This window comes from Gordonia terrae (genome assembly GCF_001698225.1).
Classification (GTDB): domain Bacteria; phylum Actinomycetota; class Actinomycetes; order Mycobacteriales; family Mycobacteriaceae; genus Gordonia; species Gordonia terrae.
Genome location: NZ_CP016594.1, coordinates 5,548,967 through 5,567,428, shown reverse-complemented (window position 1 = coordinate 5,567,428; position 18,462 = coordinate 5,548,967). Strand labels below are relative to the sequence as shown.

15 protein-coding genes are annotated in these 18,462 nt (G+C 68.2%); 7 read left to right on the top strand and 8 right to left on the bottom strand.

Features of this window, described 5'->3' with window-relative positions; all coding sequences use genetic code 11:
• Together BCM27_RS24670 and BCM27_RS24665 are read right to left on the bottom strand one after the other, a co-directional pair.
• On the bottom strand, window positions 1–2,043 hold the full coding sequence (locus BCM27_RS24670) for a TPM domain-containing protein (protein WP_004021092.1): 2,043 nt from the start codon (window positions 2,041–2,043) through the stop codon (window positions 1–3).
• Window positions 2,044–2,100: 57 nt separating this feature from the next.
• Window positions 2,101–2,892, bottom strand: coding sequence for an LLM class F420-dependent oxidoreductase (locus BCM27_RS24665; RefSeq protein WP_004021093.1), 792 nt, complete (start codon window positions 2,890–2,892; stop codon window positions 2,101–2,103).
• Window positions 2,893–3,031: 139 nt separating this feature from the next.
• Here BCM27_RS24665 and BCM27_RS24660 point away from each other — a divergent pair, with 139 nt between their 5' ends.
• Window positions 3,032–3,676, top strand: coding sequence for a class I SAM-dependent methyltransferase (locus BCM27_RS24660; RefSeq protein WP_004021094.1), 645 nt, complete (start codon window positions 3,032–3,034; stop codon window positions 3,674–3,676).
• 122 nt (window positions 3,677–3,798) lie between these two features.
• The gene (locus BCM27_RS24655; RefSeq protein ID WP_033204183.1) at window positions 3,799–5,049 is read left to right on the top strand and encodes an esterase/lipase family protein; all 1,251 of its coding nucleotides are present in this window, start codon (window positions 3,799–3,801) and stop codon (window positions 5,047–5,049) included.
• 31 nt (window positions 5,050–5,080) lie between these two features.
• On the opposite strand, the gene BCM27_RS24650 is transcribed toward BCM27_RS24655, so the two are convergent.
• From BCM27_RS24650 to ilvD, 3 genes are all read right to left on the bottom strand, one after another.
• Window positions 5,081–5,347, bottom strand: coding sequence for a lipopolysaccharide assembly protein LapA domain-containing protein (locus BCM27_RS24650; RefSeq protein WP_033204181.1), 267 nt, complete (start codon window positions 5,345–5,347; stop codon window positions 5,081–5,083).
• An 89-nt stretch (window positions 5,348–5,436) separates the two neighbouring features.
• Window positions 5,437–6,381: a manganese catalase family protein gene (locus BCM27_RS24645; protein WP_004021097.1), complete on the bottom strand. Its 945-nt coding sequence runs from the start codon at window positions 6,379–6,381 to the stop codon at window positions 5,437–5,439.
• A 174-nt stretch (window positions 6,382–6,555) separates the two neighbouring features.
• On the bottom strand, window positions 6,556–8,271 hold the full coding sequence (ilvD, locus tag BCM27_RS24640) for a dihydroxy-acid dehydratase (RefSeq protein ID WP_033204179.1): 1,716 nt from the start codon (window positions 8,269–8,271) through the stop codon (window positions 6,556–6,558).
• Window positions 8,272–8,618: 347 nt separating this feature from the next.
• Here ilvD and BCM27_RS24635 point away from each other — a divergent pair, with 347 nt between their 5' ends.
• The 4 genes from BCM27_RS24635 to BCM27_RS24620 all read left to right on the top strand — a co-directional run bounded on the left by BCM27_RS24635 (window position 8,619) and on the right by BCM27_RS24620 (window position 13,030).
• The gene (locus tag BCM27_RS24635; protein ID WP_004021099.1) at window positions 8,619–8,906 is read left to right on the top strand and encodes a DUF1490 family protein; all 288 of its coding nucleotides are present in this window, start codon (window positions 8,619–8,621) and stop codon (window positions 8,904–8,906) included.
• An 87-nt stretch (window positions 8,907–8,993) separates the two neighbouring features.
• Window positions 8,994–11,135, top strand: a complete 2,142-nt coding sequence (locus BCM27_RS24630; RefSeq protein WP_051987076.1) for a heavy metal translocating P-type ATPase — start codon at window positions 8,994–8,996, stop codon at window positions 11,133–11,135.
• Window positions 11,128–12,468, top strand: a complete 1,341-nt coding sequence (locus BCM27_RS24625; protein WP_004021101.1) for a carboxylesterase family protein — start codon at window positions 11,128–11,130, stop codon at window positions 12,466–12,468. Before BCM27_RS24630 ends, BCM27_RS24625 begins: the two co-directional genes overlap by 8 nt.
• Window positions 12,469–12,625: 157 nt before the next feature.
• Window positions 12,626–13,030, top strand: coding sequence for a VOC family protein (locus BCM27_RS24620; protein WP_004021102.1), 405 nt, complete (start codon window positions 12,626–12,628; stop codon window positions 13,028–13,030).
• 122 nt (window positions 13,031–13,152) lie between these two features.
• On the opposite strand, the gene BCM27_RS24615 is transcribed toward BCM27_RS24620, so the two are convergent.
• A complete protein-coding gene (locus BCM27_RS24615; protein WP_004021103.1) occupies window positions 13,153–13,995 on the bottom strand; it encodes a class I SAM-dependent methyltransferase in 843 nt (280 codons plus the stop codon).
• 68 nt (window positions 13,996–14,063) lie between these two features.
• Window positions 14,064–15,821 (bottom strand): CocE/NonD family hydrolase, encoded by a 1,758-nt coding sequence (locus BCM27_RS24610; protein WP_004021104.1) that lies wholly within the window; start codon window positions 15,819–15,821, stop codon window positions 14,064–14,066.
• Between the two features lie 95 nt (window positions 15,822–15,916).
• On the opposite strand from BCM27_RS24610, the gene BCM27_RS24605 reads away from it, so the two are divergent.
• On the top strand, window positions 15,917–16,531 hold the full coding sequence (locus tag BCM27_RS24605; protein ID WP_101823213.1) for a TetR/AcrR family transcriptional regulator: 615 nt from the start codon (window positions 15,917–15,919) through the stop codon (window positions 16,529–16,531).
• Between the two features lie 57 nt (window positions 16,532–16,588).
• Here BCM27_RS24605 and BCM27_RS24600 read toward each other — a convergent pair whose 3' ends face one another.
• Window positions 16,589–18,316, bottom strand: a complete 1,728-nt coding sequence (locus BCM27_RS24600; RefSeq protein WP_004021106.1) for an FAD-binding protein — start codon at window positions 18,314–18,316, stop codon at window positions 16,589–16,591.
• Window positions 18,317–18,462: the final 146 nt, after the last annotated feature.

Genomic DNA, 18,462 nt, shown 5'->3' with positions numbered 1-18,462 from the left:
CTAGAAGCGACCGCCGGTGCCGATCCGGCCCGAGGACCCGGAGCCGCCGAACGATCCCGGACTGCGGCCACCGCTGCCGAAGCCGCCTCCCCCGAAGCCGCCGCCGAATCCCCCTCCGAATCCCCCTCCGCGACCGCCGATCGTGCCGCGCAGGAAACTGTCGACGAGGATGCCGCCGAGGACCGCGCCGGCGGTGGACGTGCCGGTCGGGTGCCGCTGCTGCGACTGTTGCCAGCTGACCACGTCACCCTGGGCGGCCATCAAGGCCTGATCGGCGAGCGAACCGGCACGACGCGCCGTCTCCGTCGCCGCGGGTGGATCGGTGGCAGCAAGGTCCGTGGCGGACTGGAGGAGGCGTTGCGCTTCGGCGAACCGGGTGCGAGCGGTGGACTGGATGGCCCCGCGGCGGGTGCCGATGAAATCCGCGGCCGCGGTCACCTTCGCGCCGGCCGACTCGAGTGCGGCCGTGAGGACCTGCGCGCGGCGGATGCGTTCGGCAGCGGCATCGCGAGCGGCCGCGAGCGCGTCGTCGAGGTCGGCGTCGGCGTCGACCAGCGCGGTGAAGGTGCCCAGGGGGTCGGCGTCGAAGTTGCCGCGCGCGCCGGCAACCGCCGTGCGCGCGGTCTCGATCGCGCTCACCAGTGACGGTCCACCGGCCTCCGCCAGGGCGTCCGCCTCGGCGAGCTCCTCCTCGACCTCGGCGATGAGCGCAGGCATCCGGGAGCGGGCGGCGGCGATGTTGGCATCCGCGTGGTCGATGGCGTCGAGGAGCACGGTCGCCTGCTCGATCGAACCCTCCGCCGATCGGATCGCGGCAACCGCCGGGCCCTGCTGACCCACCGGCGCGGCGATCGCGGCGCGGCCCTGGTCCGCGGTGGCCTCGGCGAAGTCGATCTGGGACCGGGCGAGATCGACATTGTCGAGAACGGAGGTCAGTGTGGCTTCGCCGTGCTTGCCGATGAGGTCGGTGAGCTGCTGGGACGCCGATTCCAGCCGGGCGCGGAGGCCGATCAACTGCTGGGTGATCGAATCGAACCTCGTGTCCGCGTTGATGAGCAGATTGCGCATCGCGTCGAAGTTCTCGACCTGATCGTCGAGCACGCCGTCGATCTCGGTGCTCGTGGTGATGATCTGCACCAGGATCGAGCGGCGCTCGTCGTCGGTCTCGGGGACGTTGTCGTCGAGCCGTTGCCGCAATGCGAACGCCCGGGCCAGAGCCTCCTCGGCCCGTCGTACGGTGTCCGTGAACGGCGCGGTCTCGACCTCCCCGAACTCGCCCACCGCAAGCTGTAGCTCTTCCTTGCTGGTCCGGATCGCGTTGTCCAGGTCGGTGAGCACTTCGCGTGACCACGGGTCGAGCACCTCGACGGGCTGGGCGGCCAACTGGTCCACGGTCAGTTCCTGCTCACGCAGGGTCTCGACGCCTTCGGAGATCCGACGTTGCCTCCGTCGTCGTGAGTAGAGGTAGGCGCCGCTGCCGCCGAGCACGATCACCCCGCCGACGACCCCGGCCGCGATCACGCCGGTGTGGCTCGGCTCGAGCGCTCCGGACAGCCCGTTGACCGCCGCGAGCCCGGCACCCGCCCAGTTGCCGTCGCGCAGCTGCGGGACGACGTCGTCGTTGGCCACCTCTTCGAGCGTGGACTGATCCAGGCCGCCGACGCTGTCGGGGGCGAACAACCGGTACGCCCGGTCCTCGGTCGCGACGGCGAGCAGGGCGTCGTGATCACCCAACTCACTGGCGACGGCGGTCTGATCGGCCCACTGTTCGCTGGTGAGGCCGTCGAAGTCGCGGACATACACGATCCACATCTGGACCGCGTGGTCGTTGTAGAGCGCGTCGATCGCAGCCTCGAGCTCGGTGCGCTGTTCCGGTGTGATCGCGTCGGCGGAGTCGACGACGTAGGTGGGCAGCCGGGTCGGCGGTTCGGCCGACGCCGCGCCGGGTGATGCCAGGGCCACGATCAAGCCCAGCAATCCCACCAGCGCGGCCGCCGAGGCCACGCGTGTCAGCAGTTCCCGAAGTGCCGGCACTCGATGCATGATCACAAACCTAGCCGTGCGGACGTGCGGTGTCGTCGACGCCGCACGCTACGCGGGTCAGTTCCGCGAGTCGCGCCAGCGGCAGAGCGCCTCGAGTGCGGTGAGGTCGTAGTCGGGGCCGGTGACGCCGACGGTCAGCAAGGTGACGCCCTCGTCGGCGAGCGCGTCCGCGTCGCGCAGGAGTGCGTCGGTGTCCCCGTCGAACTGGACACCCGAGGACCGTTCGATGGTCTCGGGGTTGCGCCCCACGGCGGCGCAGTGGTCGGCCAGCACCTTGGCCTTGTGCCGGTACTGCTCGACGTCGTTGAAACCGTGCCAGACGTCGCCGTGCTCGGCGATGTAGCGCAGGGTCTTCTTCTCGCCGCTGCCGCCGATCAGGATCGGGATGTCGCGGGTGGGAGCCGGATTGAGCTTGGCCAGACGCGATTTGATCCTCGGCAGCGCCGCGCCGAAATCGTTAAGACGGGACCCGACGGTGCCGAAGTCGTATCCGTACTCGTCGTAGTCCTTCTCGAACCAGCCGGCTCCGACGCCCAGGATCAGGCGGCCGCCACTGATGTGGTCGACCGTGCGGGCCATGTCGGCGAGCAACTCCGGATTGCGGTAGGAGTTGCAGGTCACGAGCGCGCCGATCTCCACGCGGGAGGTCTGCTCTGCCCACGCGCCGAGCATCGTCCAACACTCGAAGTGTTCGCCCTCCGGGGCGCCGTACAGCGGATAGAAGTGATCCCAGTTGAACGCGACGTCGACACCCGTGTCCTCGGCGCGGCGGACCGCGTCACGGATCAGCGAGTACTCGGGTGCGTGCTGGGGCTGGAGTTGGACACCGATGCGAATGGGGAAGGCCATGTCGACCAGTCTGCCCGCTGTCGGCAGGTTCGTCGACGGACGTGACGGGAGACCCGGGTCGACCCGGACCCCGGGTCGATTCTTGCCGCATCGGCAACCGTTCTGGCGACCCGCGATCTCGCATGCCACAGTCGAGGGCATGGCCACCGACGACAGCAGCCCCGACACCGTGACCCAGCCCGCGAAGCCCCACGATCCGGGATCTGCCGAGGGTTGGGATGCGCGCTACCGCGGCGCGGATCGGCTCTGGACGTCCGACGTCAACCCCGCGCTCGTCGCCGAGGTGTCCGACCTCGACCCGGGCACCGCACTCGACGTCGGGTCGGGCGAGGGTGCCGACGCCCGATGGCTGGCCGACCGTGGATGGCAGGTCACTGCCCTCGACATCTCACAGGTCGCGGTCGACCGGGCCCGCGAGATCGACCCGCGACCGTCGATCACCTGGCTGCGTGCCGACGTGATCGCCGATGACGTGCCCGCCGCCGACGTCGGTCTCGTGACGGCGCACTACTTCCCGATCCCGAAGGAGAACATCGACGCCGCTCGCCGAATGGTCGAGGCCGTCGGACCCGGCGGGTCCCTGCTGGTGGTCGCGCACGCCCCCGAGGGCGTCCGGGCGCACGGCTTCGACCCCGACGCCTACGTGCAGCCCGGCGACTTCGCGGATCTGCTCGGAGAGGACTGGGAGGTCGTGACCGATGAGACGCGGGAGCGTGGGCGGGCGGCAGGAGGCGGTCACCACACGCATGACGTGGTGTTCCGGGCCCGACGCCGTCCAGCCTGAGATCGGAGTTGCGGTGTGGGCCCGATAGCCGGGCGAACCGCAACCCGATCGGGCAGCGCCGGCTGGAGGGGTGCGCTTTGCGATCGCACCACGAATTCAGTGCACATCTGTACACTCGGGGCATGACCGCCACGACCACGCGTGAGGCCGAGCTGCGGGCGCTCACCGACCTCGGGCTCTACGAAGCCGGCGCTGCGGCGCGCGGAGTCGGATCGATGCACCGTGTCATCGCCGGTGGTGTCTTCCGGATGCTCCGGCCGGTGTTGGGAAGCTCGGTCGATTCGGCGCGCATGGTGCACGACGCCATCAGTGAGGGCGCCTACAACTCGATTGCCGCGGCGCTCGACGCCGGTCGGTCGGCGGCCGAATACGCGCCGTGGTCTGAGGGTCGCGCACCGTCGCAGACCCACCGCGGTGCAGTGCTGCTCGGCATCCTCAACGGACTCATCGGCGACGAGCTGGAGACCGCGGGCTCACCTCTGACCACCGACATGTCGATCCGCGTCGGCGGTCGCCCGGTGGCACTCGACGCAGAGTCGCTGCGCGACGGTTTCCCCGATGCGGGTGGGCACGTCGTCGTGTTCCTGCACGGACTGATGGAATCCGAGTTCGCATGGGCGCTCGGCGACCAACCGACGTACGGTGAGCGACTGACCGGCGACCTCGGCGCCACCGAGGTCCAGGTCCGCTACAACACCGGGCGTCATATCAGCGAGAACGGCCGCACGCTCGCCGATCTGCTCGACGGCCTCGTGCTGCTCTGGCCGACCCCGGTGACGCGGTTGACCCTCATCGGCCACTCGATGGGTGGGCTCGTCGTCCGAAGTGCTTGTCACACAGCCGATCAGCGCGGTGATTACTGGACGGGCCTGGTGTCGGAGACGGTGTGCCTGGGCACCCCGCATCTCGGCGCACCCCTGGCCCGTGGCGTCCATCTGGCCACCAACGCCCTGCGCCGGACGCCGGTCACGCGTCCGATCGGGTCACTGCTGCGGCGGCGCAGCGCGGGCGTGCGAGACCTGTTCCACGGCAGCCTGACCGACGACGACTGGATCGGTCACGACCCGGACGCGTGGTCGCAACCGCCGGGGGCCGACGTCCCGCTGCTCGACGGCGCTCGGCATCTCTTCGTCACGGCGACGATCACCCGCGACCCCGACAATCCGTTGGGCCGCCTGCTCGGTGACGGTCTGGTACTCGCGCCAAGCGGCCGCGGCCAGCACACGCGAGCCCGTCGTGGGCTGAAGTTCCAGGAGGGCTTCCACATCGGCGGCGCACACCATTTCACCTTGTTGAACAGCGACGCGATCTACGACTGGCTGCTCGGCCACCTCACCCCGCGAAAGGCCTTGCCGGCCGGCCGGTCGTCGTAGACACGAGCACCTCGACGACGCCTCAGTGTGCTCAGTGCGTTCGGCGCTGACGGTAGCGGCCGCGGGCGGCGAGCACTCCCACGATCCAGCCCACGACGAAGACCACGGCCAGGATGAACCACAGCGGGGACTCGACGCTCACCCAGAACAACTCGATGCGCACGGTGGTCCGGTTCTGGAGGATGAAGACCACGGCCAGGATCGTCAGCCCGAGCGCTATCCATTGCGGCAGCGACACCTTGGACAGCGGGGAACGGGTGCCGGAACCCGGCTTCGGGGCGCCTCGGTCTTTGGCCATGGTGAGACTGTAGGAGTATTCGTCGGCACTCGCCCGGGATCCCGTTGCGATTTGTCCCGGAAACCGGGACAAATCGCAACCTGACATGGCTACATCTTGCCGGGGTCGTCGGCGGCCGCGATCTCGACCTCAGCGGTCGCTTGGATCAGCGCCAGAAGATCTTTGTCCAGTCCGGGTGCGAACTCTTCGCGTCGTTCCGGCGCGATGGTCATGGGGAATCCCTCGGGCATGATCGCGGTGCTCAGTTCGGTCCCGTCGCCGCTGGGGGAGGCGCCCCGGTACAGCTTCGCCGCGTCGCTCTGATCGTCGGCACTGAAAGTGAACTGCACACTCTGCAATCCCTGGTCGACCAGCTTCTTGACCTCGGGGAACCGTTCGGCGTTGGTCTTCGGGATCGGCAGGATCGAGCCCCAGTTGACCCCGAGGCTCTCCAACGCCTTCGCGAAGGCGTTCTCATGCGCCTGATCACGGACGATCAGATAGGCGATCGTGGAACGGGCTGTCTTGTTGTCGGTCATCTCGTAGATCCGACATTTCTGCAGTCGGCCGGTGGATTCGAGCATCAGGTTGTAGAGCAGGTCGAGAACGAGGTTCCCGCTGTTGTACACGTACGACCCCGACCACGGATTTCCGGCGGCGTCCACCGGCAGCGCGCCCTGTGCACCGACGAGGTAATGGTGGATGTTGCTGGTGTCCAAGGCGATCTTGAGGGGAGTGGCTCCCTTGGCGCCCGGCTTGTCGACCGGGTCGGTCTTCTTGCCGCTGTACTCCGGTGACCCGTCGAGCAGGCGGGAGATGGTGGTGCCGATCAGTTCGACGTGGCTGATCTCCTCGGTCCCGACGCCTTGAAGCAGATCCCGGTACGGCTTGGAAGCCGGATCGCCGCGGAAGTTCATGGACTGGAACAGGTACTGCATCATCGTGCGCATCTCGCCGAACTGCCCGCCCAGCCCCTCCTGCAAGGCGTTCGCGGCGGCCGGATCGGGCTCGTCGACGGCGATCTCGTTGATCAGTTGCTGAGTGTGTAGGTACACGGGTACTCCTCGAGCTCGTGTGGACGCGAATCAACAGAGGCCGCACTTCTGGAGCAACTGGTGTACGTCGAGCCATACCCATGAGGCCACCACACAAACACGCGGTGCCGGCTCAGACCTGTCCGAGGGTTACCCGGGTTCGGACCGGCGAGCCGACAGCGATCGACGACGCGGTCAGCGGCAGACCGCTCCCTGCGATGCCGAGGTGACGAGCTTCGAGTACTTCGCCAGCACCCCACGCGTGTAGCGCGGTGGCAAGGGTGTAAAACCCTTTGCGCGTGAAGCCAATTCATCGTCGTCGACGAGGAGGTCGAGAAGACCGCGACCGACGTCGAGTCGGATCCGGTCACCGTCGCGGACCAGCGCGATCGGGCCGCCGTCGACGGCCTCCGGCGCGACGTGACCGACACACAGGCCGGTGGTGCCGCCCGAGAACCGGCCGTCTGTCATCAGCAGCACGTCCTTGCCGAGGCCCGCACCCTTGATGGCGCCGGTGATGGCGAGCATCTCACGCATCCCCGGTCCGCCCTTGGGGCCTTCGTACCGGATGACGACGACGTCCCCCGCGGTGATCGTGCCGTCCTCGAGCGCGTCCATCGCGGCCCGCTCCCGATCGAAAACCCGTGCCGTCCCCTCGAATACGTCCGAGTCGAAGCCGGCCGACTTCACCACCGCACCTTCGGGGGCCAGCGATCCCTTGAGGATGGTGATGCCCCCGGTGGGATGGATGGGGGACTTCGTGGCCCGTAGGACCTGGCCGTCCGGATCCGGCGGCGCAATGTGAGCGAGGTTCTCCGCGACCGTCGAACCGGTCACCGTCAGGCAGTCGCCGTGCAGCAGCCCCGCGTCGAGGAGCGCCTTCATCACCACCGGCACACCGCCGATGCGGTCGACATCGGTCATCACGTGCCGACCGAAGGGCTTGACGTCGGCGAGGTGCGGAACGCGGCTGCCCACGCTGATGAAGTCGTCGAGCGACAGTTCGACCTCGGCCTCGCTCGCGATGGCGAGAAGGTGCAGCACCGCGTTGGTCGATCCGCCGAACGCCATCACGACGGCGATGGCGTTCTCGAAGGCCTCGCGGGTCATGATGTCGCGCGCGGTGATACCGCGACGCAGCATCTCGACGACGGCGATCCCGCTCTGACGCGCGAACTGGTCGCGGCGCTTGTCGGGTGCCGGGGGAGCGGCGCTGCCGGGGATGGACATCCCGAGCGCCTCGGCGGCGCTGGCCATCGTGTTGGCGGTGTACATGCCGCCGCACGCGCCCTCACCCGGACAGATGGCGCGTTCGATGGTGTCCACGTCCTCGCGGCTCATCAGTCCGCGCGAGCACGCGCCCACGGCCTCGAACGCGTCGATGATCGTGACCTGACGCTCTTTCCCGTCCGACAACGTCGCGTAACCGGGCAGGGTCGACCCGGCGTAGAGGAACACCGACGCGAGATCGAGGCGGGCCGCGGCCATGAGCATGCCCGGCAGGGACTTGTCGCATCCGGCCAGCAGGACCGAGCCGTCGAGACGCTCGGCGCTCATCACGGTTTCCACGCTGTCGGCGATCACCTCGCGGGAGACCAGCGAGAAATGCATCCCTTCGTGCCCCATCGAGATGCCGTCGGAGACCGAGATGGTGCCGAATTCGAGCGGGTATCCGCCACCTTCGTGCACCCCGTCCTTCACAGCCTTGGCCAGCCGGTCGAGCGACAGATTGCACGGCGTGATCTCGTTCCACGACGACCCGACCCCGATCTGCGGTTTCACCCAGTCGTCGTCGCCCATCCCCACCGCGCGGAGCATGCCGCGGGCAGCGGTCTTCTCCAAGCCGTCCGTGACGTCGCGACTACGGGGCTTGATGTCGATCTCGGCGTCCGGTTCGGTTCGCTTGGTCATGAGGGCAAGAGTAGTGGTGATCGTTCGAACGCGGTCGGAGTCCGCACCGGAACGGACGGATGGTTGCGGAGTCTTTTGCTCCGTTCCGATACTCACTGAGATGGTCACGGCAGGTGCGAGAATCAACTGCGCGGCCGATGGCGGCATCGGCAGCAACGGGCGCACGCGGCAGTCGGGCGTGCACATCGAATTGGCGGCCGGCTCTCGAACCGGGCTTAGCTCACGTATCGATAAGTGAATGTGCATGTCTTGCAACCATTTCCTTCATGCAGACGAGCGTCGGTGCACGCATGTAGCGTGGTGTCCGGTAACCACGTGCGCTGCACATCGGATAGCGAGGACTCCTCATGGCCCTTCATGCATTGCTCGCCAAGGCCGGCGCGACGGTCGCGACGGGTTTCGTCGGCGCCGTCGCCTACGACGCCGTCCGCAGCGTCGCCCGGCGCGCTCCGCTGCGTGAAGGCGCAGTCGTCGCCACCACGTGGGGTATCCGCGGAACCCGCAAGGCCGAAGAGGTCGCCGAGTCGATGCGGCTCAACACCGCCGACATCGTCGCCGAGGCGAAGGAACGCCTGGGCGAGGAGTCGACCCCGCCGGGAACCGCGGTCGCGCACGACCACGATCACGATCACTGAGTCGTGAGCACGTCTGCGCCGACGTACTCGCCGGAGTTGCCACCGATCGACATCGTCGTCCGGTCGTCGGCGGCGGGACGGGTCCGCATGACGGTCCCGTGGCTGCGGATTCCCGATCGGGCCGCTGCGGACCGGCGTGCCGTGGCCGTCGAGGAGAGCGTCGCCCGGGTGGCGGGCGTACGGGCCGTGCACGCCTACCCGCGGACGGCCTCGGTCGTCGTGTGGTTCCGAGCCGACACCGACCGGGAAGCCATCGAACACGCGATCGCGGCGGCCACGCACGCAGACTTCGCCAATGTCCCCGATCGCGCACCGCATTCGGCTGACGTCACCAACGCCGACCTGTTGCGCATGGGCATCGGCGCCGGGGCACTGGTCCTGCTCGGTTTTCGTCGCTACGGGTTCCGGCGTCCGCCGCTGCTCGGTCCGGCATCTCGCACCGTCGCCACCGGTGTCACGATCTTCTCTGGTTACCCGTTCCTCCGGGGCGCGCTTCGGTCGCTGCGCGGGGGCCGGGCCGGTACCGATGCGCTGGTCTCGGCGGCCACGATCGCGAGCCTGCTGCTTCGTGAGAACGTGGTCGCGCTCACAGTGCTGTGGCTGCTCAACATCGGCGAATTCCTCCAGGACCTCACCTTGCGCCGCACCCGCCGCGCCATCACCGACCTGCTTCGCGGCACCCAGGACACCGCGTGGGTGCGCCTCGCCGACGGCACCGAGGTGCAGGTGGCGATCGACGCCCTTCACGTCGGCGATGCGGTGATCGTGCACGAGCAGGTCGCCGTCGCGGTCGACGGCGTGGTCGTCGACGGCGAGGCGGTCGTCGACCAATCGGCGCTCACCGGCGAGAACCTTCCGGTGACCAAGCACGTCGGTGATCGCGTACAGGCGGGCTCGGTGGTGCTCACCGGCCGCGTCGTGATCGAGGCCGACGCCGTCGGGGACGACACGTCGATCGGTCGCATCATCAGCCGGGTCGAGGAAGCACAGCGCGACCGCGCTCCCATCCAGACGGTCGGGGAGAACTTCTCCCGACGCTTCGTACCCGCGTCGTTCGCGTTGTCGGCGCTGACCCTGCTGGCGACGCGCGATCTCCGTCGAGCGATGACGATGCTGCTCATCGCGTGCCCGTGTGCCGTGGGACTGTCCACCCCGACCGCCATCAGCGGGGCCATCGGGAACGGTGCCCGCCGCGGCATCCTGATCAAGGGCGGATCGCACCTGGAGATCTCGGGGCGGATCTCGGCGGTCGTCTTCGACAAGACGGGCACGCTGACCGTCGGCCGTCCGGTCGTGACGAACGTGGTGTCCTTCTACGACGCCTGGCAGCCCGAACAGATCCTCGCGTATGCCGCCAGCTCCGAGATCCATTCGCGTCATCCGCTCGCCGAAGCGGTCATCCGCTCCACGGAGGAGCGTCGGATCGAGATCCCGACGCACGCCGAGTGCGAGGTCATCGTCGGACTCGGCATGCGCACCCGCGCTGACGACGGGCGCGTGCTCCTGCTCGGCAACCCGTCGCTTCTCGACCGGCACGGCGTCGCCATCTCCGATGCCGCCATCGACTGGGTGGATCGACTGCGGCATGCGAGCGAGACCCCGCTCCTGCTCGCCGTCGACGGCACCCTGGTCGGGTTGGTGAGCCTGTCCGACGAGCTGCGTCCCGAGGCGCGCGAGGTCCTCGACGCGCTGCGCGCCGATGGAGTCACCGAGATCGCCATGCTCACCGGCGATCACCCGGTCACCGCCGCGACCATCGCGGCAGAGCTCGGCATCGAGCGGTGGGCCGCCGAGGTCACGCCCGACGACAAACTCGCGGTCGTGCGTGAACTGCAGGCGCTCGGTCACGTGGTCGCCGTGGTGGGTGACGGCGTCAACGACGCACCCGCACTGGCCGCTGCGGACATCGGCATCGCCATGGGCCTGGCGGGTACGGACGTCGCGGTCGAGACCGCGGATGTCGCACTGGCCGGTGACGATCTGCGCAAGTTGCTCGACATCCGCGATCTGGGCACGCACACGGTGGAGGTGATCCGCCAGAACTACGGGATGTCGATCGCCGTCAACGCGCTGGGGCTGGTGGTCGGTGCCGGCGGCGCACTGTCCCCGGTACTGGCCGCAGTGTTGCACAACGCGTCGTCGGTTGCGGTGGTGCTCAACAGTTCTCGACTCATCCGCTACCAGGTCGAGGCGACCCCACGCCGCACCGAGGAGTCCCACCGTGCCTGACCTACCGCTGACCAGCCCGACCGTCGAGTGTCCCGCGGGGACGATCATCGCTCGTGTGGACGGAGACGTCCTGCGCGCCACCGGTATCCGCTACGCGCACGCGGCGCGCTTCGAAGCGCCGTCGGCGCAGCCGCCCGCGGACGAGCCGATCGACGCGACGTCGTGGTCGCCGGCCTGTCCCCAGCGCGACGGTGAGGGAATCGTCCACAGCACCTTCGGCGACGCCGCACTCGGCGAGATGGTCGGCGACGAGCATGCGCAATATGTCTCGGTCACCGCGCCCGCCGACCGTCGCCCCGACGAGGTGCTTCCGGTGATGGTCTGGATCCACGGTGGGTCGTACATCATCGGCGCCGCGGACGCGCCGTGCCACGATCCGGCGGCGCTGGTGGCCGAGCAGCGGGTCATCGTCGTATCGGTGACCTACCGCCTGGGGTTGTTCGGATTCCTCGGGGACGGTGTCAGTCGCCCGGCGAATCTCGGCCTGCTCGACATGATCGAGGCCCTGCGCTGGGTTCAGCGCAACATCGCATCGTTCGGCGGCGATCCCGACGCCGTCACCGTCTTCGGCGAGTCGGCGGGCGGAGACGCGATCGCACAGCTGATGGCGGCCGACGGTGTGTCGGGTCTGTTCCACCGCGCCATCGTGCAGAGTGCGCCACTCGGCATCACCCGCCGGCGCGAGCGGCTGCATGCGGACATGTTCGCCGCGTCGCACCAGGTGTCGGAGTCGGCGACCGTCGACGAGGTCCTGGCCGTCCAGGAATCGATGATGGGTCTCAAAGCGGTTCTGCAGCACGGCCTTCCCGCGTTCATGTCCTTCGGTCCGCAGTACGGCCACCATCCGTTGCCGCCCGAGGGCGAGGTGGACGCGGTGTGGGAGCAGCGCGCCCGCGACGTCGAGCTCCTCATCGGGTGGAACAGCCGCGAGGCCGCGTTCTTCACCGCCGCGATCGGTGGGGTGTCGTCGCTGCCTGCGATCCCCGTGGTCGGCACCCGGTTGTACGAGTGCCTCGTCCAGCAACTCACCCGCGCCATCTACACGTCGGCCGCCGATCGCTTCGCGCGGCGTCACCGACGGGCCGGTGGAAAGGCCGCCCAGTACGTCATCGACTGGGGCGCAGCCGATCACCCACTGCGCTCAGGGCACACGGTGGACATCCCGCTGCTGTTCGGGACCCCGGAGATCTGGACCGGCGCCCCGATCCTGGCCGGCCACGACGCCGAACGGGCCGCGGCGGACGGCAGCCGGCTGCGCCAGATCTGGGCCGACTTCGCGCGGGACGGGTGGACCGCGCCGTCGGATGTCCCCGGCCTCATCCGCTTTCCCTGATCCGCGGCGACCCGTCGAGGGCCCCAGGCTTGTCCTGCCCCGTGACGAAACCGTATCCGCACCATCGTCGAGTCGCCGATGAGTTCTCGACGCTGCACCTGTCTACCGTTCTGACCGTCCCACCTCGGGGCGCGGCCCCAACGAAAACGGAGATCCGATGTCCCGCATGCTGTTCGTCAACACCACCGCCACCGACATCCCGGCCACGCGGGAGTTCTGGACCGGTCTCGGGTTCGCGTTCAACAACGATTTCTGTGATGACACCACGCTGTGCCTGGTCGTCAACGAATCGTCATTCATGATGATCATGACCCCGGACAAGTTCCAGGGCTTCATCACCGGTGGGATCAGCGACACTGCGACCGAACGCGAAGTCCTGATGGCGATCTCGGCTGAGTCGCGGGAAGCCGTCGACACTCTGGTGGACAAGGCGCTGGCGACCGGTGGCAGTCCGTGGCAGGAGGTGCAGGACCACGGGTGGATCTACGGGCGGAGCTTCCGCGACCTCGACGGTCACGCATGGGAGGTCTCCTACATGGACCTCGCGGCCATGACGGAGTGACACGATCTGCAGTTGAGCCGGCCCTACCCCGCTGGTTGCGCCGAGTCGCTTTCTACTGGTTGAGCCGACTCCGACGCTGCTCGGAAGCGGGGGGCAGGCGGCAGGAACGGTGCGCGTCGAGATCAGTTCTCGGGGCGCCGGCCGACCCCGATCAGCGTGTCGCAGTCGACTTCGGTGATGCCCTCGTCGACCAAACGCTGCAGGAAGCCGGCCCGGACGTCGGCGATGGCGTCGGCGTCCATACCTGTCAGCGCACCCCTCAACCCGCTGCCCAGGACCATCGACCACGAGAACTCGTCGGTGCGCGGAATGCGCAACTCCAGAACGGATGCTGAAGCCTCCACGGCACCAATGGATTCCAACCACGCCGTGATCTTCTCCTCGGTGTCGATGCGCGTGATCGGGTGCGGCGGACCATCCGACGGTGCGCGCGGTCCGGGCGGCGGAGGCGTCTTGGTCACCCGCGCAACCTCGTCGAAGTAGGCCCCGGTGAAGTCGTAGAGGGCGTCGTCGTGCCAGACCGCGACCGCGATCCGCCCACCCGGGCGCAGGAGCGTCAGGAGGTCGCGCACGGCCGCGTCCATGTCCGGGAGGAAGAAGACCCCGAAACCGCAGGTGAGAACGTCGTACCCACCGATGTCATCACCTCGACCGGCGAGGGTCGTCACATCCTCGACCCGGAAATCGATGTTGCGCAGTCCCGCCGCAAAGGCGCTGATCCGCCCGCGGTCGACCAGGTCCGCGGCGAAATCGACTGCTGTGACGTGTCCGTCGGGGCCGACCACGCGCGCCGCGGCCAGTGCGCTCGCTCCGGTGCCGGAACAGACGTCGAGTACCCGGTCGCCCAGGGCGGTCCGCCCCCGCGCGACCAACGTCTCGCCGGCCGGGCCCCAGACAAGTGGCGTCACCAGATCGAAGTCGGAACTGGCCGAGTTGAAGGTCTCGGCGATGCTGGGTCGGGCCATGTTGTCAGCGTAGCCGTGTTGAGAACGATTTCCGATAAAGTGGTCGACGTCTCACGCCGCATGTCGTGTCAGTGCGCGGGCCGGACCGCCGTCACCGGCACCAGCAGTCGTGATGGCGTATCGCCACCCCAATGGACCGTGGTCCGTCCGCGCGATCCGCGTTCGTACGCTGCGGGTGCGTTCCCGGTCAGCGGATTTCGCGGCCACAACCACCGTCCCGCGACAACGAGTCGCAGTTGCTCGCCTCGGCGGAACAGGGTGGCGGACGGGCCGAACGGAATGTCGACCGGCACGACCTCACCGGCGGCGAGTGGGCGCCTCCGCTCGTAGGTGGGGACAGGCGCGGTGGGTGTCGACAGCCCGGGGTCGAGGTCCCGCATGGAGGCTCGCATCCAGCCGGTGGTCACTCGGTCGCGGCCGAACCCGTACGAACCCTCGAACGGGACGTACTCTGCGCCGCGCCACTTCTCGATGCCGACGTACAGGTCGACATCGTCCGCGTCGTCGACGGAGACGAACAGGCTTAGAGTTGCCGATCCGCAGATCTCGGTGTCGGCATCGAACGTGATTCCGAATCGCACTCCGGTCTTCGCCGGATCGAAGAAGATCGAGCCGGCCTCGGGCGCATCGGGTGTGAGTCCGGAGTGGCCGAGGTGCAGCGATGTCCACTGCGTCGAGGCAGGTGGCCACTGGGACTCGTCGCGGACCTCGACCACCGAGTCCCGGCTGTCACGGACCTCGAGCCTGACGGTCGGCAACGCAGGCGCCGTGTCATCTGCGCGTAGATGTCGTGCCAGGAAGTCGATCTGGGATCGCTGCGCCTCGTCGGAGTAGAAAGTGGCCCATTTGCCGCTGCGGTGGGTGTACAGGTGTCGTTCGGTGGAGCTGATGTTCTCGAAGGCGCGCATCGATCCGCGGCTGTGGAGATTGTTGTCGGAGAAGCTTCCGCAGATCAGTGCCGGTACCTCGATGGCGGCCAGGTCGGGTACGAGAGAACGCCAGTAATCGTCGCGGGTGGGATGTTCGGCGAACTCGGCGCCGATGTCGTAGGCCAGGCGGTTGCTCTTCACGCCCCGGCTCCACATCTTGACGAAGCCCGTCTCACGAATTCCACCGGGACGCAACAGATCCCGGTACGCATCAGAGAAACCCTCCCAGGGGACGATGGCGACCAGATGAGGGGGCCGGGTCGCCGCCGCCTTCCACTGGGTGATCGCGAGATACGAGACCCCCATCATCGCCACCCGGCCGGTGCTCCACGGCTGGATGCCGGCCCATTCGATGAGGTCGTGGACGTCCTCGCCCTCCTGGTCGGCGAAGGGGCGGCCGACGCCGTCGGAATGACCGCAGCCACGCAGGTCCGCGTTCACCACCGCATATCCCTGCGCGGTCCAGAACGCGGGATCCGGTGACTCCCAACTGGTCAGCGCAGAGAAGCGCACCGGCGCGGTCTGCCGGAGGGCGCGGTACTGGAACGGCAACGTGTAACCCTTGCCGAACCGCTTCCTCGTCGGGAGATTGTCCTTGCCGTACGGGTGCGCGCAGAGGACGACCGGAAACGGCCCATCGCCGACGGGGCGGTGGACGTTGGCCCGCAGCACTGTTCCGTCTCGTGTGCCGACCTCGACATCCCGCTCGACCACCAGGGACTGTGCATCGGGCTCGACGACCTCGACCGGCGGCCGGGCGATTCCACGCAGCCGCGTGAGTGCGTAGCGCCCGGCGCCCGGGCGGCGCCACGGTCGGTCGGGTGCCGCGGCGTCGGCCGGCCGCGGGGCTGCCCCGGCGAACGGTGTACCGGCGCTGTCCCGCGCTGTCTCTGCCATGGGATACCTCGGAGGTGGTCGTTGCGGAAGATTGTCTCACCATACGGTGAAACTCTGACGAGGGGCAAGAGAAATTTCACGCTATGGTGAGACTCATGGCTAAGGCGGAGTCGAGAAGCCGGGCGACACCCGGGCCGCGGGACGAGCGCGGGGTGCTCTCGGGCCGGATCCTGGCGGCGGCCCGCAACGCGTTCGCGACGACCGGTTGGTCCGGGACGACGATCCGTGGAGTCGCGCGGGACGCGGACGTCGATCACGCGCTGGTTTACCACTACTTCGGGTCCAAGGAAGGACTGCTCGACGCGTGCACAAACCCGCCCGCGGTGTGGCTCGAGGGGGTCGCCCGGACGTGGGAGGCGCCGCGCGACGAACTCGGGGCGACGCTGCTGCGCTACATGATGGACAGCTGGGCCGACGAGGAGATCGGACCGGTGCTTCGGGCGGTGCTGCAGACGGCCGCGCACGAGGAGTCCACCCGGGCCAAGCTCCGGATGATCGTCGAACGAAGCCTGATGGGTGTGTCGGGCCTGGGCGCCGACGACGAGGAGCGTCGCCTCCGCAGTGGCATGATCGCCACGCAGATCATGGGTTTCGCGATGATGCGGTACATCTGGGCCGTCGAACCGATGGCGTCGATGACCCCTGATGAGGCGGTCGCGGCAATCGCGCCGAATCTCCAGCGCTACATCGAGGGGGACCTGACCGGATGAGGGTCGTTCCCTGCCGGTTGTGAGCCGGCAGGGATTCCCGGTTCCTCCGTGGGTGCGCTACTCGACCAGTTTGCCGACGGTGGACACCTCGCCGATCAGGTCGGCAATCTCTGGGGGAACCGGTGCGATGGCTTCGCGCACGATCCCATTGGGCGACCAGACCAGGTTCACCTGGAGGCTCGGATCGAGGTCCGGGTAGTCGCTGCGGTTGTGACAGCCGCGCGTTTCACGGCGTTCGATCGCGCTCTCCACCGTGGCGCGCGCGGCGAGTGCCGCGGACTTCAGGTCGAAGGCGTGGGCGAGATCCGCGAAGCCTGCGATGTCGGGATGCACACCGACGTTGCCCATCCGGGTCTCGATCTCGTCCAGTTCGGCCAGTCCCTTTCGCAGCCCCGTCTCGTCTCGTACGACGCCGGCGTGGTCTGTCATGGTCGTGCGGATCGCCCGCTGCAGTGCCCGCACGTTCTCGTGCCCGTCGGCGGCGAGTAGCGAGTCGATCTCGGACCGGGCTTCGGCAACCGCTTCCGGTGAGCGCCGCTGCGCGTCGAGCCCGGCCGAGTATGCGGCTGCCGCACGACCGACGAGGCGCCCGTAGACCAGGAGTTCGATGAGCGAGTTGCCGCCGAGCCGATTGGCTCCGTGCAGACCACTGGCGGCCTCGCCGAGGGCGTAGAGACCGGCCACCCCGGTACCGTGGTCCTCCGGGCGTACCCACACCCCGCCCATCGAGTAGTGGGCGGTCGGCGCTATCTCGATCGGCGATTCGGTGATGTCGAGCATCTGTAGTTCCAGCAGCGCCTGATAGACACGGGGCAGGCGCGTCATGATCGTCTCCCGGGGCAGGTGTGAGACATCCAGCCACACACCATCGTTCGGTGTTCCCCGGCCCTCACGGATCTCGGTGTAGGCAGCCAACGCGACCCGATCTCGGGTGGAGAGCTCCATTCGTTCCGGGTCGTACCGCGCCATGAACCGCTCGCCCGCAGCGTTTGTCAGGATGCCGCCCTCACCGCGAGCGGCTTCGGAAACCAGTGTGCCCGCGGCATTCTCCGGTTCGAGGAGACCCGACGGATGGAACTGCACCAGTTCCGCATCACGGATCCGCGCGCCTGCGTCCACCGCGAGCCGGAAGGCGTCGCCGGTGTTCTCGTCGCGCCGCGACGAGGTCCGCCGCCAGATCCTGGTGTGCCCACCGGCTGCGAGGATCACGGCGTCGGCGTGGATCAGGTAGCGGGTCCCGTCCTCGAGGTCGAAGCCGTAGGCGCCGAACACGACATTGTCGCGGACCAGGATTCGGGTGATGTAGACCGTGTCCAGGATATGCAGGTCGAGTTGCCGTGCGCGGCCGACGAGCGCTCGCTGGATCTCCAGACCGGTGTAGTCGCCGGCGAACGCGGTCCGGCGGTATGTGTGTGCACCGAAGAACCGTTGCGAGATCCGGCCGTCGTCCTCGCGGGCGAACCCCATGCCGTAGTGCTCGAGGTCCCGGATGCCGCGTTCGGCGCCACGCGTGACGATCTCCACCGTCTGCGGGTCGGCCAGGTAGTAGCTCTCCTTGATGGTGTCGGCCGCGTGTTGCTGCCAGGTGTCGGCCGAGTCCATCGTTGCCAGTGCAGCATTGATACCGCCCGCCGCCAGGGACGTGTGGGCGTCCATCCGCGGTCGCTTGCCGACGGCGATCACATCGACGCCGTTCTCCGCGAGTTCGATCGCCGCCCGCAGACCTGAACCCCCGGTACCGATGACGAGCACCGACGTCGACAACTGATGTTCCCTGGCCTTCATCCTGACCCTCCTCGAATCGTTCTCAACACTTCTGACGACGTGGGGCATGTGGATGTGATGCCTCGCGGTTGTGAGTAGCCCCACCTCACCGGCCTGGCCGGCGCGTCGTGGCAGAGGCAGCCGGCCGCCGAGGTGGCATGATCCGG

Coding starts and splice junctions, on each gene's coding strand:
- BCM27_RS24670 (WP_004021092.1), bottom strand. CDS start 2,043: ATGCATCGAGTGCCGGCACTTCGGGAACTGCTGACACGCGTGGCCTCG.
- BCM27_RS24615 (WP_004021103.1), bottom strand. CDS start 13,995: ATGGCCCGACCCAGCATCGCCGAGACCTTCAACTCGGCCAGTTCCGAC.
- BCM27_RS24650 (WP_033204181.1), bottom strand. CDS start 5,347: ATGGCCAAAGACCGAGGCGCCCCGAAGCCGGGTTCCGGCACCCGTTCC.
- BCM27_RS24600 (WP_004021106.1), bottom strand. CDS start 18,316: ATGAAGGCCAGGGAACATCAGTTGTCGACGTCGGTGCTCGTCATCGGT.
- BCM27_RS24665 (WP_004021093.1), bottom strand. CDS start 2,892: ATGGCCTTCCCCATTCGCATCGGTGTCCAACTCCAGCCCCAGCACGCA.
- BCM27_RS24660 (WP_004021094.1), top strand. CDS start 3,032: ATGGCCACCGACGACAGCAGCCCCGACACCGTGACCCAGCCCGCGAAG.
- BCM27_RS24630 (WP_051987076.1), top strand. CDS start 8,994: ATGACGGTCCCGTGGCTGCGGATTCCCGATCGGGCCGCTGCGGACCGG.
- BCM27_RS24610 (WP_004021104.1), bottom strand. CDS start 15,821: ATGGCAGAGACAGCGCGGGACAGCGCCGGTACACCGTTCGCCGGGGCA.
- BCM27_RS24605 (WP_101823213.1), top strand. CDS start 15,917: ATGGCTAAGGCGGAGTCGAGAAGCCGGGCGACACCCGGGCCGCGGGAC.
- BCM27_RS24620 (WP_004021102.1), top strand. CDS start 12,626: ATGTCCCGCATGCTGTTCGTCAACACCACCGCCACCGACATCCCGGCC.
- BCM27_RS24655 (WP_033204183.1), top strand. CDS start 3,799: ATGACCGCCACGACCACGCGTGAGGCCGAGCTGCGGGCGCTCACCGAC.
- BCM27_RS24635 (WP_004021099.1), top strand. CDS start 8,619: ATGGCCCTTCATGCATTGCTCGCCAAGGCCGGCGCGACGGTCGCGACG.
- ilvD (WP_033204179.1), bottom strand. CDS start 8,271: ATGACCAAGCGAACCGAACCGGACGCCGAGATCGACATCAAGCCCCGT.